The following is a 24,515-nucleotide window of genomic DNA, read 5'->3' as shown; positions in this document are numbered from 1 at the left end:
AAATCGCTTTTAACTTTTCTCTGATAATTCTTCCTCTTTCTGCGCATACCTAAGCATTATGTTTGCCACGGAAGCACGAAAACACGGAAAAATTTACTTCTTCTCCGTGATTTCTGTGTTTCCGTGGCTAATTAATTTTTGCACATGTTTTAAAAGCGATTTCCCTGAAGACTAAGTCTACAGTCCCGCAATAATTTTATTTTTAGGGGCTTTAACAGAGTAGCTTAATTTGATAGTTCTGGTCTCGTTAGGGGCAATTTTTAACTGCCAGGAGAGCATTCCGTTTTCTTTGTTTACTTCTGCGCCACCGTTCTCTAACAATTCAATTTCGATATCACTTTCTGTCGATAACGGATATTGATCCTTAAGTGATAGATCTATCGTTTCTTTTTTAGTATTTCTAATCTTGATCAGATAAGTAAAAACCTGTTTTTTATTCGAGCCAATAAATTTTGTGCTGCTAAAATCCTGTTGTTTCTCTTTTGTGATAATAATCTTTTTATCTTTTCCCATGCTTAAACTCAGGGTATCCAAAATGTTCGCTGGGTTGATATACGATTTCCCTGTATAAGTGCCTTCAAAAATAATATTGGCATTTCCGGCCTGGAGATTTAGTTTTTCCCAGTCGGTTACATCAGCCAATAAATAAGCATCGGTACTTAGTTTTGGAGCAGCGTAATATTTGTATTTGGCAGGCACTTCATATTCTTTAAATGCAACGGTATGAGGTTTGTTATCGCTATTCACGTCATAGGGGATGTCAATATCAAATGTTACGCCCAATTGGGTCTCGTTAACAGTAGTATAATCGTTCACGGTAGAAACTGCACCGGTAAAATTTTTCTTTTTTTCAGTACCATATCCTGCAACTACAACCTCACTTAGCTCACTTTTGTCGGCAATGGGTGAGGCCATTCCTCTGATCCGAATTTGCTGCTGTTGATAGGTTGATACAAACCATGGGTTTAAATTTGGAGCAGTAATGTTGTAATTTGGGTTACCGGTAGATAAAGAAAGTTTAACTTTTTTCCAATCTAGACCTGTGCTCTGTATAATCGCTGCCTTGTACACTATACCTAACGGATTTGAGGTGCTAATCGCTTTTATATCATAACTTGCCAGCCAATTTGCATTTGGCGTAACATAGGAAACATTATAACTGGCATCTATATTTTCTTTTGCCATTAATTGAAGTACCAATTGCCCCAGCTGTTGGTTAGGGTTGTTTCTTAATTCGGAAATCTGCTGTTGCAATGCGTTTAGTTTTTGGTTTTGTTTATCCTCAATCAATACGAGTGCTGATATGGCATTTCTAACCTCTGCATTTTTTGTGCGGTAGTATTCTGCTAATTTGATCAGTTCTGCCACATTTGTTCCATTGGCTGTGCCACCCGATTTTCTGTTCTCATCGAGTAAAAGCAAAGTTTGCTCTTCAATGGTTTTTGCATTTTTTGTTTTGGTTAATTCGTTGCTTACTATTTTAACACTATCGCTCAGTTTTTTAATTTCAGGATTGGCAGCATCGGTGTTTAGGAAATCTTTGTTAAATTGAACAGATAAAATGGTAACTCCCGGCGAAACACTAACCTGTATCGAATTTTCATTTACCCGTCCGGAAATATTGTTGACCACAATTTCTGATGTTCCTGATGGAAGGTTTACTTTTCCTTTATGTAAAAGTTGTGCTCCATTGTTGTAAACCGTTACACTTTCCAGTATCGCTTTACTTTTTATCTGTTGCTGTGCAAATACGCTTATTGGAAATAACAGGCTGATGAGTATTCGTTTCATATTTTTTTTATTAAGGTGTGTTGAGATCAATATTTGATTGAAAGATGTGTTAATACCCAGTTTTCCATAAAAGAGTATTTTTTTGTTACCTATTTGTAAAGAATTATTTAGGTGTTTGATGAAGAAGAAAAATAAGATAAATTTGTAAACGCGTTCTTACACCCTTTTCGATAAAAGATGTCCAAAAAAATTTTAGTCTGGTTTAGAAATGATCTTCGCTTGCATGATAACGAAATGCTGGTCGAGGCGATTGCTAAATCTGATTCAATTTTGCCTGTTTACATTCTCGATCGCCGTTCTTTTGGCGAAACAAAATACGGTACGTTAAAAACAGGTAATATTAGAGCGCAGTTTATTTTAGAAAGTGTTTTAGGCTTACGCAATTCTTTAAAACAGATTGGCGGCAACTTGCTTATCGCCGAAGGCAATCCCGAAGATATTATTCCTCAACTTGCTCAGGAATATGAGATTACCGAAGTTTACCATCACCGTGAAGTAGCACGCGAAGAAACACATGTTTCAACTTTGGTAGAAAATGCACTTTGGAAATTACGCATCAACCTTAAACATTTTATTGGCCATACCTTATATAATAAGGAGGACCTCCCTTTTCCCATTAAGGATATTCCCGACGCCTTTAACCAGTTTAAAAAGAAAATTGAACGCGATTCGATTATTAAGCCCTGTTTTTCGGCACCCGATCGGATTAATGTAGCCGAAGTGATTGATTGGGGAACATTATCTTCATTAGAAGACTTTAATCTTTTGCCACAGCAAAAAGACCAGCGTGCTGATTTTGAATTTGTTGGTGGCGAGGCTGAAGGTTTGGCCCATCTCCAAAAAGTGATTGTAGCCATGCAACAGGCAGCAACAACCAAGAATTTAATTCTAGCTTCAAAACTATCGGCATGGCTGGCCATGGGTAGTTTATCACCACGAAAAGTATACTGGGAAATTAAAAAAATGGAAGGTGTACCCAATACAAAAGCCATGTTCAATCATATTTTATTAGGCCTGCTTTGGAGAGATTACTTCCGTTTCATGTTCAAAAAATACGGCAATACGTTTTTTAGTCCGGATGGATTTGGCAGCCAGGGCCTGATTGATATTGTGAATGAGCAGGATAATTTTAGTAAATGGAAGAATGCGCAAACAGGTTTTGCTGTGGTAGATGCGGTGATGACGGAGTTAAATCAGACCGGTTTCATCTCGAATATCGCCAGACAAACCGCTGCCTTATACCTGATCAATAATTTAGAAGTGAGCTGGATTTTTGGTGCAGCATATTTTGAAGAAAAACTGATCGATTATAATCCTGCAAGTAACTGGGGTAACTGGGCCAATGTAGCTGGTGTAGGTAATGATCAGAAATCAAAAAGTGTTTTCGATCTAGATAAAAATATCAAAAACCTTGACCCAAAAGGCAATTACTCCTTAACTTGGGCATCATAGTTGTAATGACTGAATGATGGAGTGTTGAATGATGGAATTGAAATTTTATCGATTAATACAAGTGGTATTTTTGTCATTCTCTCCTGCAATAATTTTGTCATTCAATAATTCTCATTTTAATCGAGATTTTTGCCATTTATATAAGGTAAAATTCTAATTTTGTAATGCTTATAGTAAACAGTTAATAATGGATAAATTATCTTATCTTAATGGCGCAAACGCCGAATATATAGAGTCTTTATATCAATCATATCAACAAGATCCCGAGTCTGTTGAATTTGGTTGGCAGAAATTTTTTGAAGGTTTCGATTTTGGAAGAGGATCAGAAGCCCCTACAGTAACAGCAGAAACTCCTGAACAATTTTTAAAAGAGGTTAATGTTTTAAATCTGATTGATGGCTATCGTAGCCGTGGTCACTTATTTACGCACACCAATCCGGTTCGCGAAAGACGTAAACATTTACCAACATTAGATCTTGCAAATTTTGGATTATCGGATGCTGATTTAGAAACCGTTTTCAACTCTGGTGTTGAGATTGGTATCGGTGCTGCAAAATTGAAAGACATTGTAGCCTTTTTAAAACAAACATACGCACACTCAATCGGTGCAGAATATAAGTTTTTACGTACACCTGAAGTGTTGAACTGGATTCAGCAAAAAATGGAAAGTGCACGTAATACCCCTAATTTCTCAATCGATGAGAAAAAGCGCATCCTCCGGAAATTAAACGAAGCGGTAAGTTTCGAAAATTTCTTAGGTACCAAATTTTTGGGTCAAAAACGTTTCTCGTTAGAAGGAGCAGAAGCTTTAATCCCAGCTTTAGATTCAGTAATCGAAAAAGGTGCTGAATTAGGTATTGAAGAATTTGTAATTGGTATGGCGCACCGCGGTCGTTTAAACGTGTTGGCCAATATCATGCAAAAAACATATAAAGATATTTTTGCTGAGTTTGAAGGTAAAAGCTACAACCCAGATACGCCATTTGGTGGCGACGTAAAATACCACTTAGGTTATTCTACGGATGTAACTACCGTTTCGGGTAAAAGTGTTCACTTAAGTTTATGTCCTAACCCATCGCATTTAGAAACTGTTGATGGTGTGGTAGAAGGCATGAGCCGCTCAAAAATCGATTTCAAATATGGTGGTGATAACAGTCGCTTAGCACCAATTTTGATTCATGGTGATGCATCAGTTGCCGGACAAGGTATTGTTTACGAAGTAATTCAGATGGCAGGCCTTGAAGGTTATAAAACCGGTGGAACTATTCACCTGGTAATTAATAACCAGATTGGTTTTACCACCAATTATAAAGATGCACGTACCAGTACTTATTGTACCGATATTGCTAAAGTAACTTTATCTCCGGTTTTTCACGTAAATGGTGATGATCCTGAGGCTTTGGTTTATGCAATTAACCTGGCAATGGAGTATCGTCAGAAATATAAAAACGACGTTTTTATCGATATTCTTTGCTACCGTCGTTTCGGTCACAATGAGTCTGATGAGCCTAAATTCACCCAGCCATTATTATACAAAACAATCGAAAAACACCCTAATCCAAGGGAAATCTATATCGATCAGTTAACCAAAGAGGGTAAGTTGGAAGCCGGTTTGGCAAAAGAAATGGAAAAAGATTTCCGTGGTATTTTGCAGGAACGCTTAAACGAAGCGAAAGAATTTGTTGCAGGTAATGCCGAAGTTAAATTTGGTGGTGCATGGGCAGATTTGCGGATGGCTACACCTAAAGATTTCGAATCATCTCCTGTTACTGCGGTTAAAAAATCTACTTTATTAGAAATCGGTAAGCGCATTACAGCTTTGCCATCTAATAAAAAGTTCTTCAAGAAAATTGAAAAACTATTTGCTGAACGTGGCAAAATGGTTAACGAAACCAATGTTTTCGATTGGGCAATGGGCGAGCAGTTGGCTTATGGTACTTTGTTATCGGAAGGTAAACGTGTTCGTTTAAGCGGTCAGGATGTAGAAAGAGGAACATTCTCTCACCGTCATGCGGTATTAACGCTTGAAGATAGTGAGGAAGAATATGTACCATTGGCAAATATTTCAGATCAACAAGCGGCTTTCGATATTTACAACTCACACTTATCAGAATATGGCGTTTTAGGTTTCGAGTATGGTTATGCCATGGCAAACCCGAATGCTTTAACCATCTGGGAAGCACAATTTGGCGATTTCTTTAACGGAGCGCAAATTGTTGTCGATCAGTATATTGCAAGTGCCGAAACCAAATGGCAGCGCGAAAATGGTTTGGTAATGTTATTGCCTCACGGTTACGAAGGTCAGGGACCAGAGCACTCATCAGCACGTATTGAGCGTTTTATGGAGCTGTGTGCCGACTACAACATGCAGGTAACAAACTGTACTACTCCGGCAAATTTCTTCCACGTTTTACGCCGTCAGTTTAAACGCGATTTCCGTAAACCTTTGGTGGTATTTACACCTAAAAGTTTATTGCGCCACCCTGCTTGTGTTTCTAAACTAGAAGAATTTACCGAAGGTGGTTTTAAAGAAGTAATTGACGATGTAAATGTTAAAGTTGCAGATGTAACACGTATTGTTTTCTGTAGCGGTAAAATTTACTACGAGTTATTGGAGAAACAACAGGCTGATAAATTGAAACATGTAGCCCTGGTTCGTGTAGAGCAGCTGTATCCAACTCCGGTTGATCAGATGGAAGCCATCCAGAAGAAATATAAAAATGCTAAAGAAGTTTTCTGGGTACAAGAAGAGCCAGAGAACATGGGCGCATGGCCATATTTGTTCCGCAGGTTGTACAAAACAGCATTAAAAGGCATTGATGTAATTTCGCGAAGAGAAAGCAGCAGTACCGCAACAGGTTTTGCAAAACAACATGCCAATCAACAGGCTTATATTTTAGCAAAAGCTTTAGAGATTTCGGTAACGGATGATGTAAAGGATATCGCCAAAAAAGCAACAAAAAAATTAGTTCAGATAGATTAAATGAGGTTTAAGGCGTAAGGTTTGAGGTATAAGGTTAAGCAGCCTAAACATTTCGACTTTACAACATTGAACCTTTAACAATAGAAAACATAACATTACAAAAATGAGTTTAGAGATAAAAGTTCCACCTGTTGGTGAGTCGATAACCGAAGTTGTTTTATCACGTTGGATAAAAAACGATGGCGATGTTGTTGAAATGGATGAAGTTATTGCCGAATTAGAATCGGACAAAGCAACATTCGAATTAACTGCAGAACAAGCTGGAACTTTAAAAACCATAGCAGCCGAAGGCGATACATTAGCCATTGGTGCAGTAGTTTGTAAAATTGAAGATGGTGGTGCGGCTCCTGCGAAAGCTGATGCACCAAAAGCTGAAGAAAAGGCTGTTGTTGCTCAAGATAAAACTGCAGCTCCAGTTGCCGAAAAATCAGGCGAAAGCTATGCTACAGGAATTCCTTCTCCTGCTGCCGGTAAAATTCTTGCAGAAAAAGGAATTGACGCTGCTGCTGTAAAAGGTACTGGTGTTGATGGTCGTATAACTAAAGATGATGCTGTTAAGGCTGAGGCGGGTAAAAAACCAGAAGCACCTAAAGCAAGTGCTCCTGTTGCAGCTGCTGCTCCTGCAGGTAGCCGTGGCGAACGTCGTGAGAAAATGTCTCCACTACGTAGAACGGTTGCAAAACGTTTAGTTGCTGTTAAAAATGAAACCGCAATGTTGACTACTTTTAACGAAGTTAACATGAAGCCGATTATGGATTTGCGCGGAAAATATAAAGATCAGTTTAAAGAAAAATTTGGTGTTGGTTTAGGCTTCATGAGCTTTTTCACTAAAGCAGTTACCGAAGCATTAAAAGATTTCCCTGCGGTTAATGGTCGTATTGAAGGTGAAGAATTGGTTTACAATGATTTCGCTGATATTTCGATTGCAGTTTCTGCACCAAAAGGTTTAGTGGTTCCGGTAATCCGCAATGCAGAAAGCATGACTTTAGCTCAGATTGAAAAATCAGTTTTAGAATTGGCTTTAAAAGCACGTGACAGCAAATTAACCATCGAAGAAATGACTGGTGGAACATTCACTATCACTAACGGAGGTGTATTTGGTTCAATGATGTCGACTCCGATTATCAATGCGCCACAATCGGCTATTTTAGGTATGCACAACATTGTTGAGCGTCCGGTAGCTGAAAAAGGTGAAGTGGTCATCCGTCCGATGATGTACGTTGCTTTATCTTACGATCACAGAATTATTGATGGACGTGAGTCGGTTGGTTTCTTGGTTCGTGTGAAACAATTGTTAGAAGATCCAGCTAGATTATTATTAGGTATCTAACCCCTAAATCCCCTAAAGGGGACTTAATTCTTTATAGAAAGTCAAGATAAAGAAGTCAAGTTTTAATGGCCAATGTGCTATAAAAACTTGACTTCTTTTTTATACCCCAAAATGAAATTAACGTTCAACTCGAAATTCTTCTTTATTTTTCTTGCGATATTCTTAATTGAAATCTTAATTGGCAAATACCTTCACGATGCGTTTATCAGACCTTTTGGCGGAGACGTATTGGTTATTATCTTGATTTACGCATTTTTGAGGATTTTCCTTAAAACCAATAATAAGCAGTTAGCATTAGGCGTCTTAATTTTTTCTTTCGTAATTGAGTTCCTCCAAAAGGCAAATTATGTTACCTGGTTTGGTTGGGAAAACAACAAATTAATGAGTACTATATTGGGTACTTCTTTTAATGTTTACGATCTGCTCGCTTATTTTGTAGGCTATCTGATCTGTTTATTATTTAAAGATTGAGTTAATCATTTCATGAGTTGGCCTGGATTTGTAATCCAGATCTATTGTTCTTTAGATTTGCAATCTAATTTAACAGTTATGTTAATGAATCCAATTTCAAGGATTAAAAATCCTTAGCTCTAAAGACGGGATTGCAAATCCCGACTAACGATTGTCGTTACCCTGAATTTATTTCAGGGTCTATTTAGCATGAAAGATGCTGACCACGTAGTAGCTACAAGACAATTGAAAACGCTACTTCTACTTGTAAAACAAGTTCAGCATGACGACCGCGTTAGGCAAAGAAGCTAAATTTAATGGGCTATTTAGATAACGCTTTAATTAGTTTTAAATCCAATTGTTTAAATTCTACTTCACTACCTTCTGCTTGTAAAGCAATTTGCCCGCTACTTGCAGTGCAATTTGTGCCATAGTTTACCATTGTGCCATTTACCCAAACTTTAACTTCGTTATTCAAACATTGAATAACCATGGTATTCCATTCGCCAAGAGGTTTTTCACTGTCGTCTGTTAAATTTTTAATCCGGCGGAGTTTATTCCCATTTACGCCCCAGTTTTCTTGAGGCCCACGTCTGGTAACCATATCAGGTACTGTAATGTCTTCTTCGATGCACCAGAAATCGCCAGGATCTTTATGTTGCATCTGCACTTCCAGCGATTTTGGAAACATACCGTACAATGCCCTTGGTGTAGATGCATGAACTAAAACACCACAATTACCTGGTTTGCCGGCAAAGCGGTATTGTACTGTTAACTGGTAATTTTTATAAATTTTATCGGTTATCAGGTGCCCCCCTGGTGTACCCAGACTTACCAACATACCATTGCGTACAATAAACGGATTAACGGTATCGGGCTTTTTATCCATCGCAGGTACATCTACATGCCAACCGTTTAGATTTTTTCCGTTAAAAAGGCTTTTTTGAGCAAATGCTGAGCTGTTAATAATAACTAGTAGTAAAAAGGCATAGTAAAGTTTCATGATATATTTGGTTTTTGTATTCCAAATATATTTTAAAAAATGATGAAATAATAATAGCCGGAATAAAGTATAGGGAAAATAGTGTAAATGGTTGTCATCCTGAATGAAATGAAGGATCTTTATTGAGTGGTTTGAACTTTTGTATTTCTTTGATTAAGATTCTTCACTGCGTTCAGAATGACAGCGATGCTCCAACTCAAGATCTGGTCTTAGCGTCCCGCTAAGACTCTAATTTCAATAATTCTTCGTGTGGATTTCCCCTCAAATCCCAGTAGTTCAGCAAATGCTGGCTCCGTTTTATAACCTTGGTTTTTGAGATCAATGATGTCCTGCCTAAATTTTTCACCTTTTGCTGAGAGTAATTTGTGTTCAATGAGCATATGCCGATAAGCATTTTGCTGCGTAGTGGGGATATTTTGCCCAAATATTTCAATCTCGAATTCACCCATCAAAAAGCTGAACCTAATCGCATCGAATTTAGGGCTTTGATGAATGGTGAAGTCTTTTTCAGATCCAAACAGTGCATTTAATTTGTCGATAAATTCATTTTTATCAGAAATTTCGCAAATGATATCCAAATCGCTGTTTTCGATATCGATATTGATTGGAATGGTGCCAACAAATATTGGATGGTAAGGAGCAAGCTTTTCTATAATTTCATTATCAGTTAGCACCTGATAAGCCTTCTTTTGCCTTTCATTGCCTAACTGTAAATAAGATATATTGAGGAAGGTGATCATTTATTATTGGCTATAAGTTTTAACCTTTGTTTTTTGAAGTGCCCAAAGTTACTAAACCCGATAGTATGAATGCCAATGCGTTTATTCTGCCCTCTTTTTTATGATGAAACTGAAGCCAAGCACAAGATCGATTGGCAGAAAGGATAGCGGGGAAGGATTTAAATATCTACTTCTATAATTGCTTTCCAAAAGGATGTGATGTATTTATGTTATTGGTCGGTGTGACACCAACCAATAGGACTTATGGAATGACGATTCTACAAAAAAAACAGCCCATATCAATTAAGAAATGGGCTGTTTTGTATTTTCGTCACCTGTCCTGATAATCGGGATCAGGGTCTTCTTAGATAGATGCTGAATCAAGTTCAGCATGACGGGTCGCTTATTTAATCTTCTACAATCTCACTGTTGATGCTCACATTGTCTTTTACATCTTCTTTAAAGTAGTTTTTCTGGAAGATGAGGATCAGTATCACGCCAACTGAAATGGCTGCGTCTGCAAGGTTAAAAACAGGTCTGAAGAAAACAAACTCTTCGCCTCCCCAAATTGGTACCCAGGTAGGGAAGTGTCCTTCTGCAATCGGGAAGTAGAACATGTCTACTACACGACCGTGAAACCAGCTTTCGTAACTATAAATCTTTCCGTAAAATACAGAATCGATAATGTTTCCTAGTGCACCAGAAAAAATCAGTGCAACATTTAAGATTAAACCGCGGTGATATTTATGCTTAATTAGATAATGTAAGCCATAACCAATTCCTGCAACAGCAGCAATACGGAAAAGTGATAAGGCTAATTTGCCAAATTCACCACCAAACTCCATCCCAAAGGCCATTCCATTATTTTCGGTAAAATGGATAATACACCATTTGCCAATAATATGGAATTCCTGACCAAGGTACATGTGCGTTTTAACCCAGGTTTTAACCAGCTGATCGGCCAGTAAAACTAAAAAGATAACAATTAAAGGTTTTGTATAGCCTTTCATTAACTCTGCTTTAATTTAGCTTCCATGCTTAATGTTGCATGAGGAACAGCGCGTAAACGTTCTTTTTGGATTAATTTTCCGGTTTCGCGGCAAATACCATAAGTTTTGTTCTCGATACGAACCAATGCATTCTCAAGGTTGTCTATAAATTTTTTCTGACGTGCAGCCAATTGATTAATCTGCTCTTTTTCCATTGTTGCAGAACCGTCTTCTAATGTTTTGTACGCACCTGAAGTATCTTCTGTTCCGTTTGCGTTTGGATTACTCAAAGAAGTGGTTAAAGAGTTAAGTTCCTCTTTCGCCATGCGTAATTTATCTTGAATTAATTCTTTAAATTCTTGTAATTCACTGTCTGAGTAGCGTGTTTTGTTGCTGTTTTCCATGTTCTTTTTCTAATTTTCTAATATATGGATTTATATTTTAGTTACTGAAATGCTTAACTCAACATCGTCGATAACGATTTTGTTTGCATTATTTACAGTATCTGTTAATTCAAATTCATCGGCCAATATTTCCGCGCAAATGTAATCCTTGTTTTTGGCAACTGCGCTGGCCACCAAGTTATCATTTTGTAACGAAACTTTAATCCTATCTGTTACTTCAAAGTTTAATTCTTTTCGCAAGTTCTGGATACGGTTAACCAATTCGCGAGAAATACCTTCTTGTTTCAGCTCTTCTGAGATGGTAACATCCAAAGCAACAGTTAAGCTGCCCAGGTTGGTTACCTGCCATCCCGGAATATCTTCCGCAAAAACCTCAACGTCATCATTTAAATTGACGGTAAATTCTTCACCATTGTTGCCAACTACAATTATGAAGCCATCATTTTCTAAACGTTGGATATCATCTTGATTGGAATTTTCTAAAGCCTCTTTAACAAGGCTCATATCTTTTCCAACTTTTTTACCCAACGATTTAAAGTTTGGTTTCAGCTTTTTCTTAACGATACCATGCGTATCGGTAATGAACTCGATATGTTTAACATTCGTTTCAGAAAGGATATAATCGGCAACCTTTGATATTTTTTGTTCGAAATCGCCACTTAAAGATGGGATTAGGATTTTCTCAAGTGGTTGACGCACATTAATGCCCGATTTTTTACGCAGCGATAAAACCATCGATGAAATATCCTGAGCGTAAACCATACGCTCATTCAAATCGGTATCAATCAAACCTTGATCAGCCTCTTTCCATAAAGTTAAGTGGACAGATTGTTCCGCATGTGCATCGGTAACGGTTAAGTTTCTATATAACCAATCGGCAAAGAAAGGCGCAACAGGACTCATCAACTGTGCCAAGGTTTCTAAACAAGTATATAATGTTTCGTAAGCTGCACGTTTATCATCGGTCATTTCGCCTTTCCAGAAACGGCGGCGACTTAACCTGATGTACCAGTTACTCAAATGTTCATCAACAAAAGCCTGAATAGCACGGGTAGCTTTCGTTGGTTCGTAAGTATTGTAACTTTCATCAACTTCGTTGATTAAGGTTTGCAATAACGATAAAATCCAGCGGTCTAATTCCGTTCTGTCTTCAACTTTGCTTAAATTATTTTTGTCGATCTCGAATTTATCGATATTGGCATACAGAGCAAAGAAAGCATAGGTATTGTAAAGCGTTCCGAAGAATTTACGGCGCACTTCAGCAATTCCGTCAATGTCAAATTTTAGGTTGTCCCAAGGATTTGCATTAGAAATCATGTACCATCGCGTGGCATCAGCACCATATTCGTTAATGGTTTGGAATGGATCCGCGGCATTGCCCAAACGTTTAGACATTTTTTGTCCGTTTTTGTCTAGTACCAGTCCATTCGAAACCACATTTTTGTACGCTACTTTATCAAAAACCAATGTAGAGATCGCATGTAGCGTATAAAACCATCCACGGGTTTGGTCTACACCTTCGGCAATAAAATCTGCAGGGAAATCTTCATTTCCATCAATTGTTTCTTTGTTTTCAAAAGGGTAATGCCACTGCGCATAAGGCATAGCACCAGAGTCGAACCAAACATCAATTAAATCGCTTTCGCGACTCATTGGTTTGCCTGATGGAGATACTAAAATAATTTTGTCGACCACATTTTTATGTAAATCGATTAAATCATAGTTCTCTTCAGACATGTTTCCGATTTCGAACCCCTTAAAAGGATTTTCTTTTTGGAAACCAGCTGTTATAGATTTTTCAATGGCATTGTAAAGTTCCTCAACTGAACCAATTAACACTTCTTCTTTTTTATCTTCAGTTCTCCAGATTGGCAAAGGAATTCCCCAGTATCTCGAACGGGATAAATTCCAATCGTTGGCGTTTTTTAGCCAGTTTCCAAAACGCCCCTCGCCAGTTGACTTTGGTTTCCAGTTAATGGTTTCATTAAGGTCGAACATTCTGTCTTTAACATCCGTAACTTTAATAAACCACGAATCTAAAGGATAATATAAAAGTGGCTCATCAGTTCTCCAACTGTGTGGGTAACTGTGAACATATTTTTCTACTTTAAAAGCTTTGTTTTCTTCTTTTAATAAAATGGCAATTTCTACATCAACCGATTTTTCAGGTGCTTCGCCAGCATTGTAATATTCGTTTTTTACATATTTGCCTGCAAAAGGACCAACATGTTTAGTGAATTTACCCTGTAAATCCACTAATGGAACGGGGGTATCATTTTCGTCTAATACCAACATTGGTGGTACTTCCGGAATGGCTTCTTTAGCTACTTTAGCATCATCCGCGCCAAAAGTAGGGGCAGTATGAACAATACCGGTACCATCTTCAGTAGTTACGAAATCTCCAGAAATTACTCTAAAAGCATTTTCGGGATTTTGGTATGGCAATGCGTAAGTTAACAGTTGTTCATATTTAATGCCAACCAGCTCACTTCCTTTGCATTCGGCAAGTATTTGATAAGGGATTTTTTTATCGCCAGCTTTAAAATTTGTAAAATCTTCAACTTCATTGCTTTCAAAGAAAATTTTACTAAACTGCTTGCCAATCAGGTTTTTTGCCAAAATTACATTTGTTGGCAAAAAGGTATATTGGTTGAACGTTTTGATTAAAACATAGTCGATTTTTGGTCCAACCGTTAAAGCAGTGTTTGATGGTAAAGTCCATGGAGTAGTAGTCCAGGCCATCAGGTAAATATCTCCAAATGCTTGTAAAAACGGAGACAACGTATTTGCTATCGCCTTAAATTGAGCAACAATCGTTGTGTCTGTAACATCTCGGTAAGCGCCAGGCTGATTTACCTCATGCGAACTCAATCCTGTTCCGGCTTTTGGAGAATAAGGTTGGATAGTATAACCTTTATAGATTAATCCTTTATCATAAATCTGCTTCAAAAGCCACCACACCGATTCCATGTATTTCGACTTATAGGTAATGTAGGGGTCATTCATATCTACCCAATAGCCCATTTTTTCGGTCAATTCGTTCCACACATCAGTGTAACGCATTACTGTTTTTTTACAGGCTTCGTTATAATCTTCAATAGAAATGGTTTTACCAATATCCTCTTTAGTAATCCCTAATTCCTTTTCAGTTCCAAGTTCAACAGGTAGGCCATGCGTATCCCAACCAGCTTTTCTTTTAACCTGATAACCCTTAATTGTTTTATAGCGGCAAAAAATATCCTTAATTGCACGCGCCATTACGTGGTGAATCCCCGGCATGCCATTGGCAGACGGTGGGCCTTCGTAAAAAGTAAACGGATTAGATTTCGGACGGGAAGAAATACTTTTTTCAAAGATATTTTCCTTTTTCCAAAAATCCAGTATTTCTTGCCCTATTTTGGCAAGTTCCAATTGTTTAAATTCGCTATACATCAATCAAGTACCTCAAAAAATTAAAGGTTGCAAAGTTAACAGAATTGACTGAATTTTGGTAGTTTTGATGTAAATACTTTTGATGTGAAATTATTTAATATCGGGCTTACATTGATGATTGTTGCCGTAATTGCTTTGCCAATTGTTGCGGTAATAAACCCTTCAGACCGGGATTTTGTACTTTATGCTTTTTATTTCTGTGGCTTGCTCGAACTAATCGGGCTTATTTTTGTTTTAATCCATATTGTAACACTAAAAAGAAAGAACCCATGATTAAGCTCTTAAAATTGCAGAAAGCCGTTTTCATCCTCATAGCTGGCGTACTTTCTTTTATCGCCTATAAAATTTTGGATGCAAATGAGGTAAAAGGAAGTATCTATTTACAGATGCTGGCGGGCGTGCTGGTTATTATTGGTGCGCTGTGGCTGTTGTATCCTATTTTATTTGCCAAAAAGGATAATGATGGTAATGCCGAAATCATTACCGATCCAACGGTCGAAGTTCCGGTAGATGAAGAGGATAAAAAGCCTGCAGCGGAATAATTTGCATAAATCGTCTTAAATCAGCGAGTTTATTTCTCTTTGAGCTTACATGTTCTCAAATGTTTTATGTGGTTTAAAAGGTGTTGTAAAGCAATGTTCGCGTTCCATTTTAATGTTAGTCCTGCTGTGCGCTGTAGCCCTCATGCTTCAGGGCTGTCGCTGCCATCAGGTTTAGGTAACTTGGGTTTGTGTAAGAAATTTAGAATTAATATTCCTAGCCTTGGGTTTAAACCCAAGGCTAGGAATGATATTTATTTTGTTTCAAGTTAGGCGCCCAGAACTCCAAACGGCCAACTAAAAATTCCCAACTGATTAATGGTCAAACTCACTAGCATTCTTCGCCGACTCTTCATCAGATACCTATTTTCTAACTTTCCCATGCCTCGGTACGTGTCTCCACGGACCGAAGACTCCCCGATGGTTCGTGAGGACACGAACCATTGGGGACTTTTTTATCTAAAATAAAAGCCTTTGGGTTTAAACCCAAGGCTAGGAATGATATTTATTTTGTTTCAGGTTAGGCACCCAGAACTCCAAACGGCCAACTGAAAATTCCCAACTGATTAATGGTCAAACTCACTAGCATTCTTCGCCGATTCTTCATCAGATATCAGCTTTCTTACTTTCTTTTTATCTAACCATAATACCAGCGCTGGTAATAAAGTTAAATTGAAAATTAAAGCGACCAATAAGGTTATGGATAGAAGCAGGCCAAGTACTACCGTTCCTCCGAAAGTAGATGCCGTAAAAATTCCGAAGCCAAAGAATAAAATTAAAGCAATGTGCGTCATGCTCACGCCTGTTTCGGTAATGGTATCGGTAATTACTTTTGGTACGCTGAAATTGGTCAGGTTTAATTCCTGCTGGTAACGGGTTAAGAAATAGATGGTCTGATCGGATGCTAAACCAAAGGCGATGGTAAAAATTAATATGGTAGAAGGTTTTAAGGAAATTCCAAAATAACCCATAATCCCTGCGGTAATAATTAGCGGAACAATGTTGGGCAATAGCGAAATAAACATAATGCCCAAACTCTTAAATTGTGCCAACCTTAAAAGGGAGATCAATACGATGGCGAGCGCTATACTTTCAACCAAATGCTTTAACATATAATCCGTCCCTTTAGAAAAGATAATGCTCGATCCCGTAAGTTCTACATCAAATTTAGATGGAGGCAAAATACTGTCGATCCGCGGTTTTAATTCGGCCATAATGGCGTCTAAACGTTTTGAGCCAACATCAGCCATTTGAAAACTGATCCTTGTACTTTGATTACCCTTGCTGATAAAGTTGGTTAACAAACTTGCATTTCCTTTGCCGCCATTGGCGATGTAGGCCAGAATAAAGTTCTTTTCTAAATTATCTGGCAAGCGGAAAAAGGTAGAATCGTTATTGTAAAATGCTTGGGTGGCATACTTTAAGCCCATATTTACTGAAATAGAACGCGAAAACTCCGGATAGGAAGAAATCATTTTTTCCAGTTTTTCCATTCTTTTCAGATTGGTTAAATTGAAAACTCCGTTCTTTTTCTTCGTATCTACGCTTACTTCTAAGGGTAAAATACCTTCAAAATTTTTCTCAAAGAACTTTAAATCCGTTAAAATCTCCGAGTTTTTGGGCAGGTCATCAACCACATAGCCATTAACATTGATTTTCATCACACCGATAAAGGCAATGATGGAGATGATAATCGTTCCGATATAGATCAATCCACTTTTGTGCTGTACCAGTGTATCGGTTTTGACTAATAATTTATGCAAAAATCCTTCTTCAACGTGGTTCTGTGCCTTAAGTTTAGGCGCTGGCAAATAACTGAAGATAATTGGGATTAAACATAAGCACATTAACCAGGTAATCATTACGTTTATAGAGGCTACACTGCCAAATTGCATCAATAACTCACTTCCTGTAAAATACAATACGCCAAATCCAATGGCTGCGGTAATGTTCGCAATTAGCGTTGTAATGGCAATTCTTTCTATAGTTACGCTTAATGCACGCTGTTTATCGCCGTCTTTTCTAAGTTCATTCTGGTATTTGTTTAACAATAAAATACTGTTTGGAATACCAATAATTACAATAAGCGGCGGAATCAGCCCTGTTAGAATAGTAAGTTCGAAACCAAATAGTACCAATGTGCCAATACTCCAGATAACACCCATCACAACCACTAAAATAGGGAAGAATACGGCATAAAATTTCTTGAAGAAAAACAATAAGATTAGCGCAGAAACCAAGATAGATAAGCCCAAAAACAATACGAATTCGTTACTTACCAATTTACTTACCGCGGTACGGATATAAGGTAAGCCCGAAATATGCACCTGTATCTTTGTCGCAGCCTGGAAAGCTTTGGCTTTTGCTTCAATTTCTTTTAAAATAGGGTTACGCTCAGCAGTATTTAAAATTTTGGTATCAAAAGTAATGGCCATTAAGGTGGCATTCTGACGGTTGTAAACCAGTCCTTCGAAAAAAGGATTATTATAAATGGTATTCTTGATCGAATCCATCTCAGCATCAGTTTTAACCAAACCACCAGGAAGCGGCTTTAAAACAAATTTTTGGTTCACAGTATCTTTTTCCAGTTGAAAAATCCTTCCTGATGATAAAACCTGCTTAATGCCTTTTAATTTCTGAATGTCGTTAGAAAGCTGGACCCATTGGTTGTAAACTTCTTTTTTAAAAATATCAGGCGATTGTATTCCCACCACCATTACACTTCCATCTTCGCCAAAGGTCTTTTTAAAGGCATTATATTTTATAAAAGCACTATCGGTAACGGGCAGGATTTTGCTCCCTGTATAAGAGAGTTTTACATTTTTGGCCTGATAAGCCATGAAAATTGTTCCTAATAAAAAAAATACGATGATTGCGATACGGTTCTGAAGAATGAATCTCGATAGCTTAACCCACATGTGCAGCTTAGTTTAATAATAATATTAACGGCAAAACTAATCTTATTTGTAAAACGTGATTACTTTTTGCACAATTAAATTTGCACAAATAACATACTTTTGAAAAAATTGTTTTAACCGGATGTTGCACAAAGTTAGAGGCATTGTTTTAAAAACCACCAATTACAGTGAAAGCAGTGTAGTAGTGCAGGTGCTTACCGATAAATTCGGCATGCAGTCTTATCTCATTAATGGTGTTAAAAAGCCAAAAGCGAAGATTAAGATGAACATGTTGCAATCGCTCCATTTGTTGGATATGGTGGTTTATCATAAATCAAATACCAATATTCAAAGGGTATCTGAAGTTCGGCAAACGCCTGTTTTTAAAAGCATCCCTTACGATATGATTAAAACCAGTATCGTTATTTTTTTAAATGAGGTGCTATATAAAAGCATCAGGCAACAATCAGCTGATGAGAGTTTATTCGATTATATTTTTAATTCGATCGCCTGGTTTGATGAAATTGAAGAGATCAATCCGAATTTTCATTTGTCGTTTTTATTAAAACTTACCCGTTTTTTAGGTTTCTCGCCTAATGAGAAAAGGAGAAACGACCAGGTTTATTTCGATCTGCAGGAGGGCGAGTTTACTTCCAGACTGCCAATCCACTCCAATTATCTCATATTAGAAGATGCAGTAGGGTTTATTTTGCTTTTTAATACGCCACTCGAAAAAATTTATGAAATAAAAATGAGCAATACACAGCGACGATTTCTGTTAGATAAGATATTGGTTTTCTATGCCTTACATACAGCGTCTTTCGGGGTGGTACAATCGCATAAAATCCTCGAAACTTTGTTAAGTTGAAAAAAAAGAAAAAAAGATTTGCAGAACAGTTTTATAGCGCTATATTTGCATTCCCAAACGGAGGATGGGACATTAAGTTTGACAAAATTATAAAAGGGAAATTAGCTCAGCTGGTTCAGAGCACCTCGTTTACACCGAGGGGGTCGGGGGTTCGAACCCCTCATTTCCCACCAAGCCTTTCAGTACAACTGGAAGGCTTTTTTATAAAACTTTGAATACACCCAAAAAGGGAAATTAGCTCAGCTGGTTCAGAGCACCTCGTTTACACCGAGGGGGTCGGGGGTTCGAACCCCTCATTTCCCACAATAAAAAAGCCCTTCAATTTATTGAGAGGCTTTTTTTTGCTATTTAGGAAAATTAGTTCATCTGGTTTATGTCACCTCCTTTATGCCGTGAGGATCGTCCCAATTTCAATCGGGATCATTTCCCCCTTAATTCCTAAGAGGCTGTATCATAAGTGTAACATTGTCATCCTGAGCTTGTCGAAGGACCTCTTTTAAATATCTTAAAGGCGTTTCGACAAGCTCAACATGACAAATCTATCGGAAATAGAACTTATAATACAACCTTTTTTGTTTGCGAAAATTATATTCGTCATTTCGAGTGGAGTGCAATGCAGTCGAGAACCCGAAGGCTCAGCGAAGCTAAATTTGTCAAGATAGATCTCTCTCCCGAAAGTTCGGGACTACGCTTCATCCGATAGCTATTGGATCGAGACGATGATTTATTGGAGTCTATCAATGGTGGCAGCGTAAAATATAGGGAAAGATGATTTTCATTCTGAACGCAGTGAAGAATCTTTTTAAGATACTCAGGGTCAAACATGATCAGTGCTCTATGTTAGGGATTCTTCACTGCGTTCAGAATGACAAAAAATGCTATTTAGGCTCCCACAACTCAATCTTATTACCCTCTCCATCCATAATATGGATAAATTTCCCATAATCGTAAGTTGCAATCTCATCGAGTATGGTTACGCCGTTTTCTTTAAGTTTCTCAATAAGACCTTCCATATTCTGTACACGGTAGTTAATCATGAAATCTTTTTTGGATGGCGAAAAATATTCATCCCCTTTTTTGAACGGACTCCATTGAAGTGATTCGATCTCATCAGGATTATTGAGGCTTCTGGATTCAAAACTCGAGGTGCCCCAGGCACTCATTTCAAATCCTAAATTTTTAGCATACCAGTCTTTCGTTTCCTGTGGATTATCTGAAAAAAAGAAAATGCCACCAATTCCGGTCACTTTTGGAATGGTATCTGCCGGCGAATTTAAGTTGTCTTTTTGTTCTTCCATATTATTTTTCTATTTGGCTGAGTGTAAGTTGTATTACAATCAATATCGTTTTTGTTAGTTTTTCTTACTGGCTCAATATAGCAGAAAATCACTTCTTCTAAATATGTTTTTTCTCCACAGAAATGAGTTTAAATAGAAGGTAATTTATGTTTTATTTATTTACCTTATTCAATTATATATCCGAAATTGCCAGCTGAAAAATTGCGGCAAATGTTCGGTAAAATTATCAGGTTCATTTTCTTTGGAAACTACTTCGTGGGTATTCTGGCTGTTGCCCTAACACTCGAGGCTACTTTCCAATTAAGGTTGCCACTTAATTCATTAAATTACTACCTGTTGTTGTTTCTGGCGCCAACCATCTATTATACCTACGCTTACAATAAGGTTTCTACCAAACCATCTGCAACCAATCCGCGCAACCAGTGGTACTTCAAACATAAACAGCTTATTAACTGGAGTCAGGCTGTGCTTTTTATTATTTGTATGCTGTTGGCCATCAACCTGCTTTACCGAAACTTTCAGCATATTATGAGCCTGCCGATCAGTTATTGGGTAGCAATATTGATCATCATCACTGCAGGCGGCCTATATTATGGTTTACTGCCCAGATCTTTCCTCAAATTTAACCTGCGCAATACAGGCTGGTTAAAAGCTTTTGTAATCGGTTTTGTGTGGGCCTGCTGTGCCAATGTGCTGCCGCTGATTATGCTTAAAATTGAAACTGGCATTGGCTACCACGATTCTGTATTGTGGACCTGGCTATTTATTAAAAACTGGATGTTCTGCACCGTAAATGCAATCATTTTTGATATTAAAGATTATCCAACCGATGCTAATAGACATTTAAGAACATTCGTAGTACGTTATGGCCTGCGAAGAACAATTTTCAGTATCCTGATCCCATTGCTGATTATAGGTTTAGTTTCTTTAGGCATATTTGCCAGTTACAAAGGTTTTGGATTGCCGCAGGTTTTATTTAATGTGCTGCCTTTTATCCTGACCATTTATGTGGCCTATTCCATGCACAGAAGAAAAAACATACTTTATTATCTAATGGTTATAGATGGGCTGATTTTATTCAAGGCGATATGCGGAATAATCGGGATGCAGTTTGTGCGATAGGGGTTAATTGTTTAAATCGGTTAAGGGGTTAATCGGTGGTATGTCAATTAACCAATTTCAACTATTAAACAGTTAACCAATGAATAACAACTACGATAAAATAGCTGGTCATTACGATGCTTTAAGCCGTTTGGTGTTTTTTAAATCGCAGGTTAATGCGCAGGTCAATCAACTTCCATATATTCAGGAGAATAGCCATATATTAATTGTTGGTGGAGGAACCGGGTGGATCCTGGAAGAACTCTCGAAAATTTATATAGGATTAAAGATCGTTTATGTAGAAATATCTGCTAAAATGATTGCGCTTTCTCAAAAACGAAACTATAAAAACAACCACGTTGAATTTGTAAATATTGGTATTGAGGATTTTAAAACTGATGTATTATTTGATGTAATTTTAACGCCTTTTCTGTTTGATAACTTTGCCGAACAACGCGCTGCAAAGGTGTTTGTACAGTTAAATGGGTATTTAAAGAAAGATGGATTGTGGTTCCAGGTCGACTTTTCGTTAAATAAAACCAACGGAAACTGGTGGAAATGGTTGTTAATCAGATCGATGTACGGATTTTTTAAATTACTGGGTATAGTAGAAGCGCATCAGCTTATCGATATGAATCCTTACTTTTTCAAAGCCAATTATCTGATTGTTGAGGAACGGCTATATTATGGGCGCTTTATTAAAGCAACAATCTTCAGAAAATAAAAATGACATTCATTTAATGCAATTATGTTGCGTTTGACAATTCGTTTCTGATCTTTGCATTAAAAGATTTAGATATGGATTTTGATGTAATTATAATTGGTGGAAGCTACGCTGGCTTATCTGCCGCATTAACTTTGGGTAGGGCGACCAGAAATGTTTTGGTAATTGATGCCGGTAAACTGTGCAACAGGCAGACACCGCATTCACATAATTTTTTAACGCATGATGGCCATAAGCCTGCAGACATTTCTAAAGCTGCTAAAGCAGAAGTACTGGAATATCCAACAGTTAGATTTTTAGAAGGGAAAGCCATTTCGGCTATACAAATAGATGGAGGTTTTAATGTTGGCATAGAAAACGGCGAAAATTTTACTGCACGAAAAATATTGTTGGCCCAGGTTTAAAAGATGTGCTGCCTGATATTAAAGGTTTGGCTGAATGCTGGGCAATTTCTGCTATACATTGTCCCTATTGCCATGGTTACGAGGTGAAGAATGAAAAAATAGGCCTGTTAATGAATGGCGGGCATGCATTTGAGATGGCCAAAACCCTGAACCATTGGAATAAAGATTTAACGGTTTTAACCAATGGTAAATCGCAGCTAAGCGCCGAGCAGACTGAAAAACTGAAATCCAAATCAATTTAGTATTATAGAAGATGAAGTTGTTGAACTACTGCACAATAATGGTTATCTCGAAGATGTTGTTTTTAAAAATGGTGAAAAAATAGCCTTAAAGGCGATTTACCTTAAATCGGATGTTGAACAACATTACAACTTCAACGAACAGCTCGGTTTTGAATTAACAGATTTAAAAACAATAAAGGTTGATGAACAGCAGCAAAGCACTGCCAAAGGCGTTTATGCCGCAGGAGATTGTGCAACCTTGTTCAGGTCGCTATCTATCATTACAGCTGCAGGAACAATGGCCGCAGTGGCAATGAACAAGGAAATGATTTCTGAAGATTTTTGATCAACCATCGGAAATTTAAAATAAGATTGCGCCAACAATTGTTGCAATAAACATCGCTGCTATTACGATTCTATCAGCAGTAATCCATTGCGCTCTTGTAAGTGGTGTAATACTTTTTTTTTCGCTTTCTGCTTTGTGCCTGGAAAGCCTGAAAACGGATGTGTCTAATTTAACAAGCATAGGAATGAGTTTAATAAGGTTAATTTTCTTAAGACAAATCCCAAGCCAAAAAACAAGAAAAATGTTGAATTGTTAATAACTTATACTTTTTTGTTATTCCGCTGATATTTATACATTTATCAGTGCAATTAGTTGGGTAACCGCTGATTAAGCTGTCTGGAAAATGAAACAGCTTAATCATGCTATGTGTATAGTAATGAGTTTATTACCTATCGTTCTGTTTTGTCTTTCTGTGCTTTTAATTTGCTATTCTTTTTACCGTACCAAAAGTAAATGGCTAAACCAATAATTAACCAAACCGCTAATCTAACCCAGGTTTCCCAAGGTAAAAATACCATCATGGCAATACAGGTTAAAATGCCCAAAATAGGGATTAAGGGCACAAAAGGAACTTTAAACGGGCGTTTAGCTTCAGGATTTGTTTTTCTTAAGATCAAGATGCCAACACAAACCATTAAAAAGGCCAACAAGGTACCAATGCTTGTCATTTCGCCTACCACATTCATGGGGACAAATGCAGCAAAAAGTCCAATAAATACACAAAGTATAATGTTCGATTTATATGGTGTTTTAAATTTTGCATGTACATCAGAAAACATCTTTGGCAATAAGCCATCCTTGCCCGCAACAGGAATCATTGATGCAAATTCTGCATAACACAAGGCCGCAAAACCACAGCCCAAAGCTGCAATTACAAAAGATAGGGTAACCGCCGGACCGGAGTGATTGGCTGCTGCCAAACCTGTAATCGAAAATAAACCTGCACCAAGCGTTAAGCCTACCCCAATTAAAATAAGGTTGATTGGGTCTAAGGTTCTTTTGAGCGTTCCTTCGCCGCTTTCGTTTGCCTCAGCAACAATGCTGGCAATAGATTTTTTTATGAAAATAAGTTAAGACGTTGCAAAATTATTAAAATATATTAAATCTATAGTATTAAGTGCGCCGCGATAACTTATGAAGTTTACAAAGGGTAGCGGGCAGGAAGAACTTCGTAAGTTTAGCGGAAGGCATGTGCCAAATAGCCCCCGATTTAAGCAAATGTTTTCTATTTAAGATCTATTTAAATCGGGGCTATGGGCAATAGCAGGACTGCAGTAGGCGGAATTACTGAATTCGATTTAAAAAAACACTTATACCAATTAATTTTTCTTGTCCTGGCCGGATGGGCTTCTTTCTTTTTGGCAGCAAAAAGACCAGCGCAGCTAGCTTGAATGCCGTTGAAAACATAAAAGCCCATGAAAAAACAAAAACTGCCGGCTGAAAATTTATTCATTTTGTATTATAGTTTTCAGCTGCATTCATGAGGGCTTCGCCGTTTTCTTTTAAAGGGAGTGATAAGGCTTTTTCAGTGCTAACCGAAAAATTTGTTAGGCCGGATTAGCGT

Annotated in this window: 22 protein-coding genes, 2 tRNA genes and 1 pseudogene; 14 read left to right on the top strand and 11 right to left on the bottom strand. The window is 37.6% G+C overall.

What is annotated here, in order from left to right:
* Nucleotides 1–177: 177 nt before the first annotated feature.
* Nucleotides 178–1,791, bottom strand: coding sequence for a DUF4139 domain-containing protein (locus tag AW17_RS06515; RefSeq protein ID WP_029275315.1), 1,614 nt, complete (start codon nucleotides 1,789–1,791; stop codon nucleotides 178–180).
* A 177-nt stretch (nucleotides 1,792–1,968) separates the two neighbouring features.
* Here AW17_RS06515 and AW17_RS06510 point away from each other — a divergent pair, with 177 nt between their 5' ends.
* From AW17_RS06510 to AW17_RS06495, 4 genes are all read left to right on the top strand, one after another.
* Nucleotides 1,969–3,243, top strand: a complete 1,275-nt coding sequence (locus AW17_RS06510; protein WP_029275314.1) for a DASH family cryptochrome — start codon at nucleotides 1,969–1,971, stop codon at nucleotides 3,241–3,243.
* 187 nt (nucleotides 3,244–3,430) lie between these two features.
* A complete protein-coding gene (locus AW17_RS06505; RefSeq protein WP_029275313.1) occupies nucleotides 3,431–6,226 on the top strand; it encodes a 2-oxoglutarate dehydrogenase E1 component in 2,796 nt (931 codons plus the stop codon).
* A 103-nt stretch (nucleotides 6,227–6,329) separates the two neighbouring features.
* Nucleotides 6,330–7,556, top strand: coding sequence for a 2-oxoglutarate dehydrogenase complex dihydrolipoyllysine-residue succinyltransferase (gene odhB / locus AW17_RS06500; protein ID WP_029275312.1), 1,227 nt, complete (start codon nucleotides 6,330–6,332; stop codon nucleotides 7,554–7,556).
* Between the two features lie 111 nt (nucleotides 7,557–7,667).
* Nucleotides 7,668–8,027, top strand: coding sequence for a ribosomal maturation YjgA family protein (locus AW17_RS06495; RefSeq protein WP_029275311.1), 360 nt, complete (start codon nucleotides 7,668–7,670; stop codon nucleotides 8,025–8,027).
* 301 nt (nucleotides 8,028–8,328) lie between these two features.
* Here the strand turns inward: AW17_RS06495 and AW17_RS06490 are convergent, their stop codons facing one another.
* From AW17_RS06490 to ileS, 5 genes are all read right to left on the bottom strand, one after another.
* Entirely contained in the window at nucleotides 8,329–9,009 is a 681-nt protein-coding gene (locus AW17_RS06490) for a 3-keto-disaccharide hydrolase (protein ID WP_029275310.1), read from the bottom strand.
* Between the two features lie 209 nt (nucleotides 9,010–9,218).
* Nucleotides 9,219–9,749, bottom strand: a complete 531-nt coding sequence (locus tag AW17_RS06485) for a DUF4269 domain-containing protein (RefSeq protein WP_029275309.1) — start codon at nucleotides 9,747–9,749, stop codon at nucleotides 9,219–9,221.
* A gap of 386 nt (nucleotides 9,750–10,135) precedes the next feature.
* Nucleotides 10,136–10,738 (bottom strand): lipoprotein signal peptidase, encoded by a 603-nt coding sequence (locus AW17_RS06480; RefSeq protein WP_029275308.1) that lies wholly within the window; start codon nucleotides 10,736–10,738, stop codon nucleotides 10,136–10,138.
* Nucleotides 10,738–11,121: a TraR/DksA family transcriptional regulator gene (locus tag AW17_RS06475; protein ID WP_025144123.1), complete on the bottom strand. Its 384-nt coding sequence runs from the start codon at nucleotides 11,119–11,121 to the stop codon at nucleotides 10,738–10,740. Before AW17_RS06475 ends, AW17_RS06480 begins: the two co-directional genes overlap by 1 nt.
* 30 nt (nucleotides 11,122–11,151) lie before the next feature.
* Nucleotides 11,152–14,553, bottom strand: a complete 3,402-nt coding sequence (ileS, locus tag AW17_RS06470) for an isoleucine--tRNA ligase (protein WP_029275307.1) — start codon at nucleotides 14,551–14,553, stop codon at nucleotides 11,152–11,154.
* An 84-nt stretch (nucleotides 14,554–14,637) separates the two neighbouring features.
* Between ileS and AW17_RS24100 the strand changes: the two genes are divergently transcribed.
* Together AW17_RS24100 and AW17_RS06465 are read left to right on the top strand one after the other, a co-directional pair.
* On the top strand, nucleotides 14,638–14,826 hold the full coding sequence (locus tag AW17_RS24100; RefSeq protein ID WP_131031924.1) for a hypothetical protein: 189 nt from the start codon (nucleotides 14,638–14,640) through the stop codon (nucleotides 14,824–14,826).
* Nucleotides 14,823–15,095, top strand: coding sequence for a hypothetical protein (locus AW17_RS06465; RefSeq protein WP_051691668.1), 273 nt, complete (start codon nucleotides 14,823–14,825; stop codon nucleotides 15,093–15,095). The genes AW17_RS24100 and AW17_RS06465 overlap by 4 nt, the downstream gene beginning before the upstream one ends.
* A gap of 563 nt (nucleotides 15,096–15,658) precedes the next feature.
* Here AW17_RS06465 and AW17_RS06460 read toward each other — a convergent pair.
* Nucleotides 15,659–18,010 (bottom strand): efflux RND transporter permease subunit, encoded by a 2,352-nt coding sequence (locus AW17_RS06460; RefSeq protein WP_029275305.1) that lies wholly within the window; start codon nucleotides 18,008–18,010, stop codon nucleotides 15,659–15,661.
* Between the two features lie 121 nt (nucleotides 18,011–18,131).
* Between AW17_RS06460 and recO the strand changes: the two genes are divergently transcribed.
* The 3 genes from recO to AW17_RS06445 all read left to right on the top strand — a co-directional run bounded on the left by recO (nucleotide 18,132) and on the right by AW17_RS06445 (nucleotide 19,160).
* Nucleotides 18,132–18,857, top strand: a complete 726-nt coding sequence (gene recO / locus AW17_RS06455; RefSeq protein ID WP_029275304.1) for a DNA repair protein RecO — start codon at nucleotides 18,132–18,134, stop codon at nucleotides 18,855–18,857.
* 95 nt (nucleotides 18,858–18,952) lie between these two features.
* Nucleotides 18,953–19,030: transfer RNA gene (locus AW17_RS06450), tRNA-Val, on the top strand.
* Between the two features lie 55 nt (nucleotides 19,031–19,085).
* Nucleotides 19,086–19,160, top strand: a tRNA-Val gene (locus AW17_RS06445).
* A 575-nt stretch (nucleotides 19,161–19,735) separates the two neighbouring features.
* On the opposite strand, the gene AW17_RS06440 is transcribed toward AW17_RS06445, so the two are convergent.
* The gene (locus tag AW17_RS06440; RefSeq protein WP_029275303.1) at nucleotides 19,736–20,155 is read right to left on the bottom strand and encodes a VOC family protein; all 420 of its coding nucleotides are present in this window, start codon (nucleotides 20,153–20,155) and stop codon (nucleotides 19,736–19,738) included.
* A gap of 210 nt (nucleotides 20,156–20,365) precedes the next feature.
* Between AW17_RS06440 and AW17_RS06435 the strand changes: the two genes are divergently transcribed.
* The 5 genes and pseudogenes from AW17_RS06435 to AW17_RS24845 form a co-directional block, all read left to right on the top strand.
* Nucleotides 20,366–21,277 carry a UbiA prenyltransferase family protein gene (locus AW17_RS06435; protein ID WP_029275302.1) on the top strand — a complete coding sequence of 304 codons (912 nt, stop codon included), beginning with the start codon at nucleotides 20,366–20,368 and terminating at the stop codon, nucleotides 21,275–21,277.
* Nucleotides 21,278–21,356: 79 nt separating this feature from the next.
* Nucleotides 21,357–21,980, top strand: a complete 624-nt coding sequence (locus AW17_RS06430) for a class I SAM-dependent methyltransferase (RefSeq protein WP_029275301.1) — start codon at nucleotides 21,357–21,359, stop codon at nucleotides 21,978–21,980.
* Nucleotides 21,981–22,054: 74 nt separating this feature from the next.
* A complete protein-coding gene (locus AW17_RS24855; protein ID WP_245235016.1) occupies nucleotides 22,055–22,384 on the top strand; it encodes an FAD-dependent oxidoreductase in 330 nt (109 codons plus the stop codon).
* A gap of 5 nt (nucleotides 22,385–22,389) precedes the next feature.
* Entirely contained in the window at nucleotides 22,390–22,626 is a 237-nt protein-coding gene (locus AW17_RS24850; protein WP_245235015.1) for a hypothetical protein, read from the top strand.
* Nucleotide 22,627: 1 nt separating this feature from the next.
* A pseudogene (locus tag AW17_RS24845) lies at nucleotides 22,628–22,837 on the top strand (NAD(P)/FAD-dependent oxidoreductase); the annotation flags it as partial.
* A 129-nt stretch (nucleotides 22,838–22,966) separates the two neighbouring features.
* On the opposite strand, the gene AW17_RS24410 reads toward AW17_RS24845, so the two are convergent.
* The 3 genes from AW17_RS24410 to AW17_RS24095 all read right to left on the bottom strand — a co-directional run bounded on the left by AW17_RS24410 (nucleotide 22,967) and on the right by AW17_RS24095 (nucleotide 24,404).
* Complete coding sequence (locus AW17_RS24410) at nucleotides 22,967–23,131, bottom strand: hypothetical protein (protein ID WP_167343646.1); 165 nt, start codon at nucleotides 23,129–23,131, stop codon at nucleotides 22,967–22,969.
* 209 nt (nucleotides 23,132–23,340) lie between these two features.
* Nucleotides 23,341–23,871, bottom strand: coding sequence for an APC family permease (locus AW17_RS06420; RefSeq protein ID WP_051691667.1), 531 nt, complete (start codon nucleotides 23,869–23,871; stop codon nucleotides 23,341–23,343).
* Nucleotides 23,872–24,191: 320 nt separating this feature from the next.
* Entirely contained in the window at nucleotides 24,192–24,404 is a 213-nt protein-coding gene (locus tag AW17_RS24095) for a hypothetical protein (RefSeq protein WP_157280225.1), read from the bottom strand.
* Between the last annotated feature and the right edge of the window lie 111 nt (nucleotides 24,405–24,515).

Origin of the sequence: Pedobacter borealis DSM 19626, assembly GCF_000708285.2 — a bacterium.
GTDB classification, from domain to species: domain Bacteria; phylum Bacteroidota; class Bacteroidia; order Sphingobacteriales; family Sphingobacteriaceae; genus Pedobacter; species Pedobacter borealis.
Note: the sequence above shows the minus strand (reverse complement) of the source record. Positions and strands in the feature narration are given on the sequence as shown.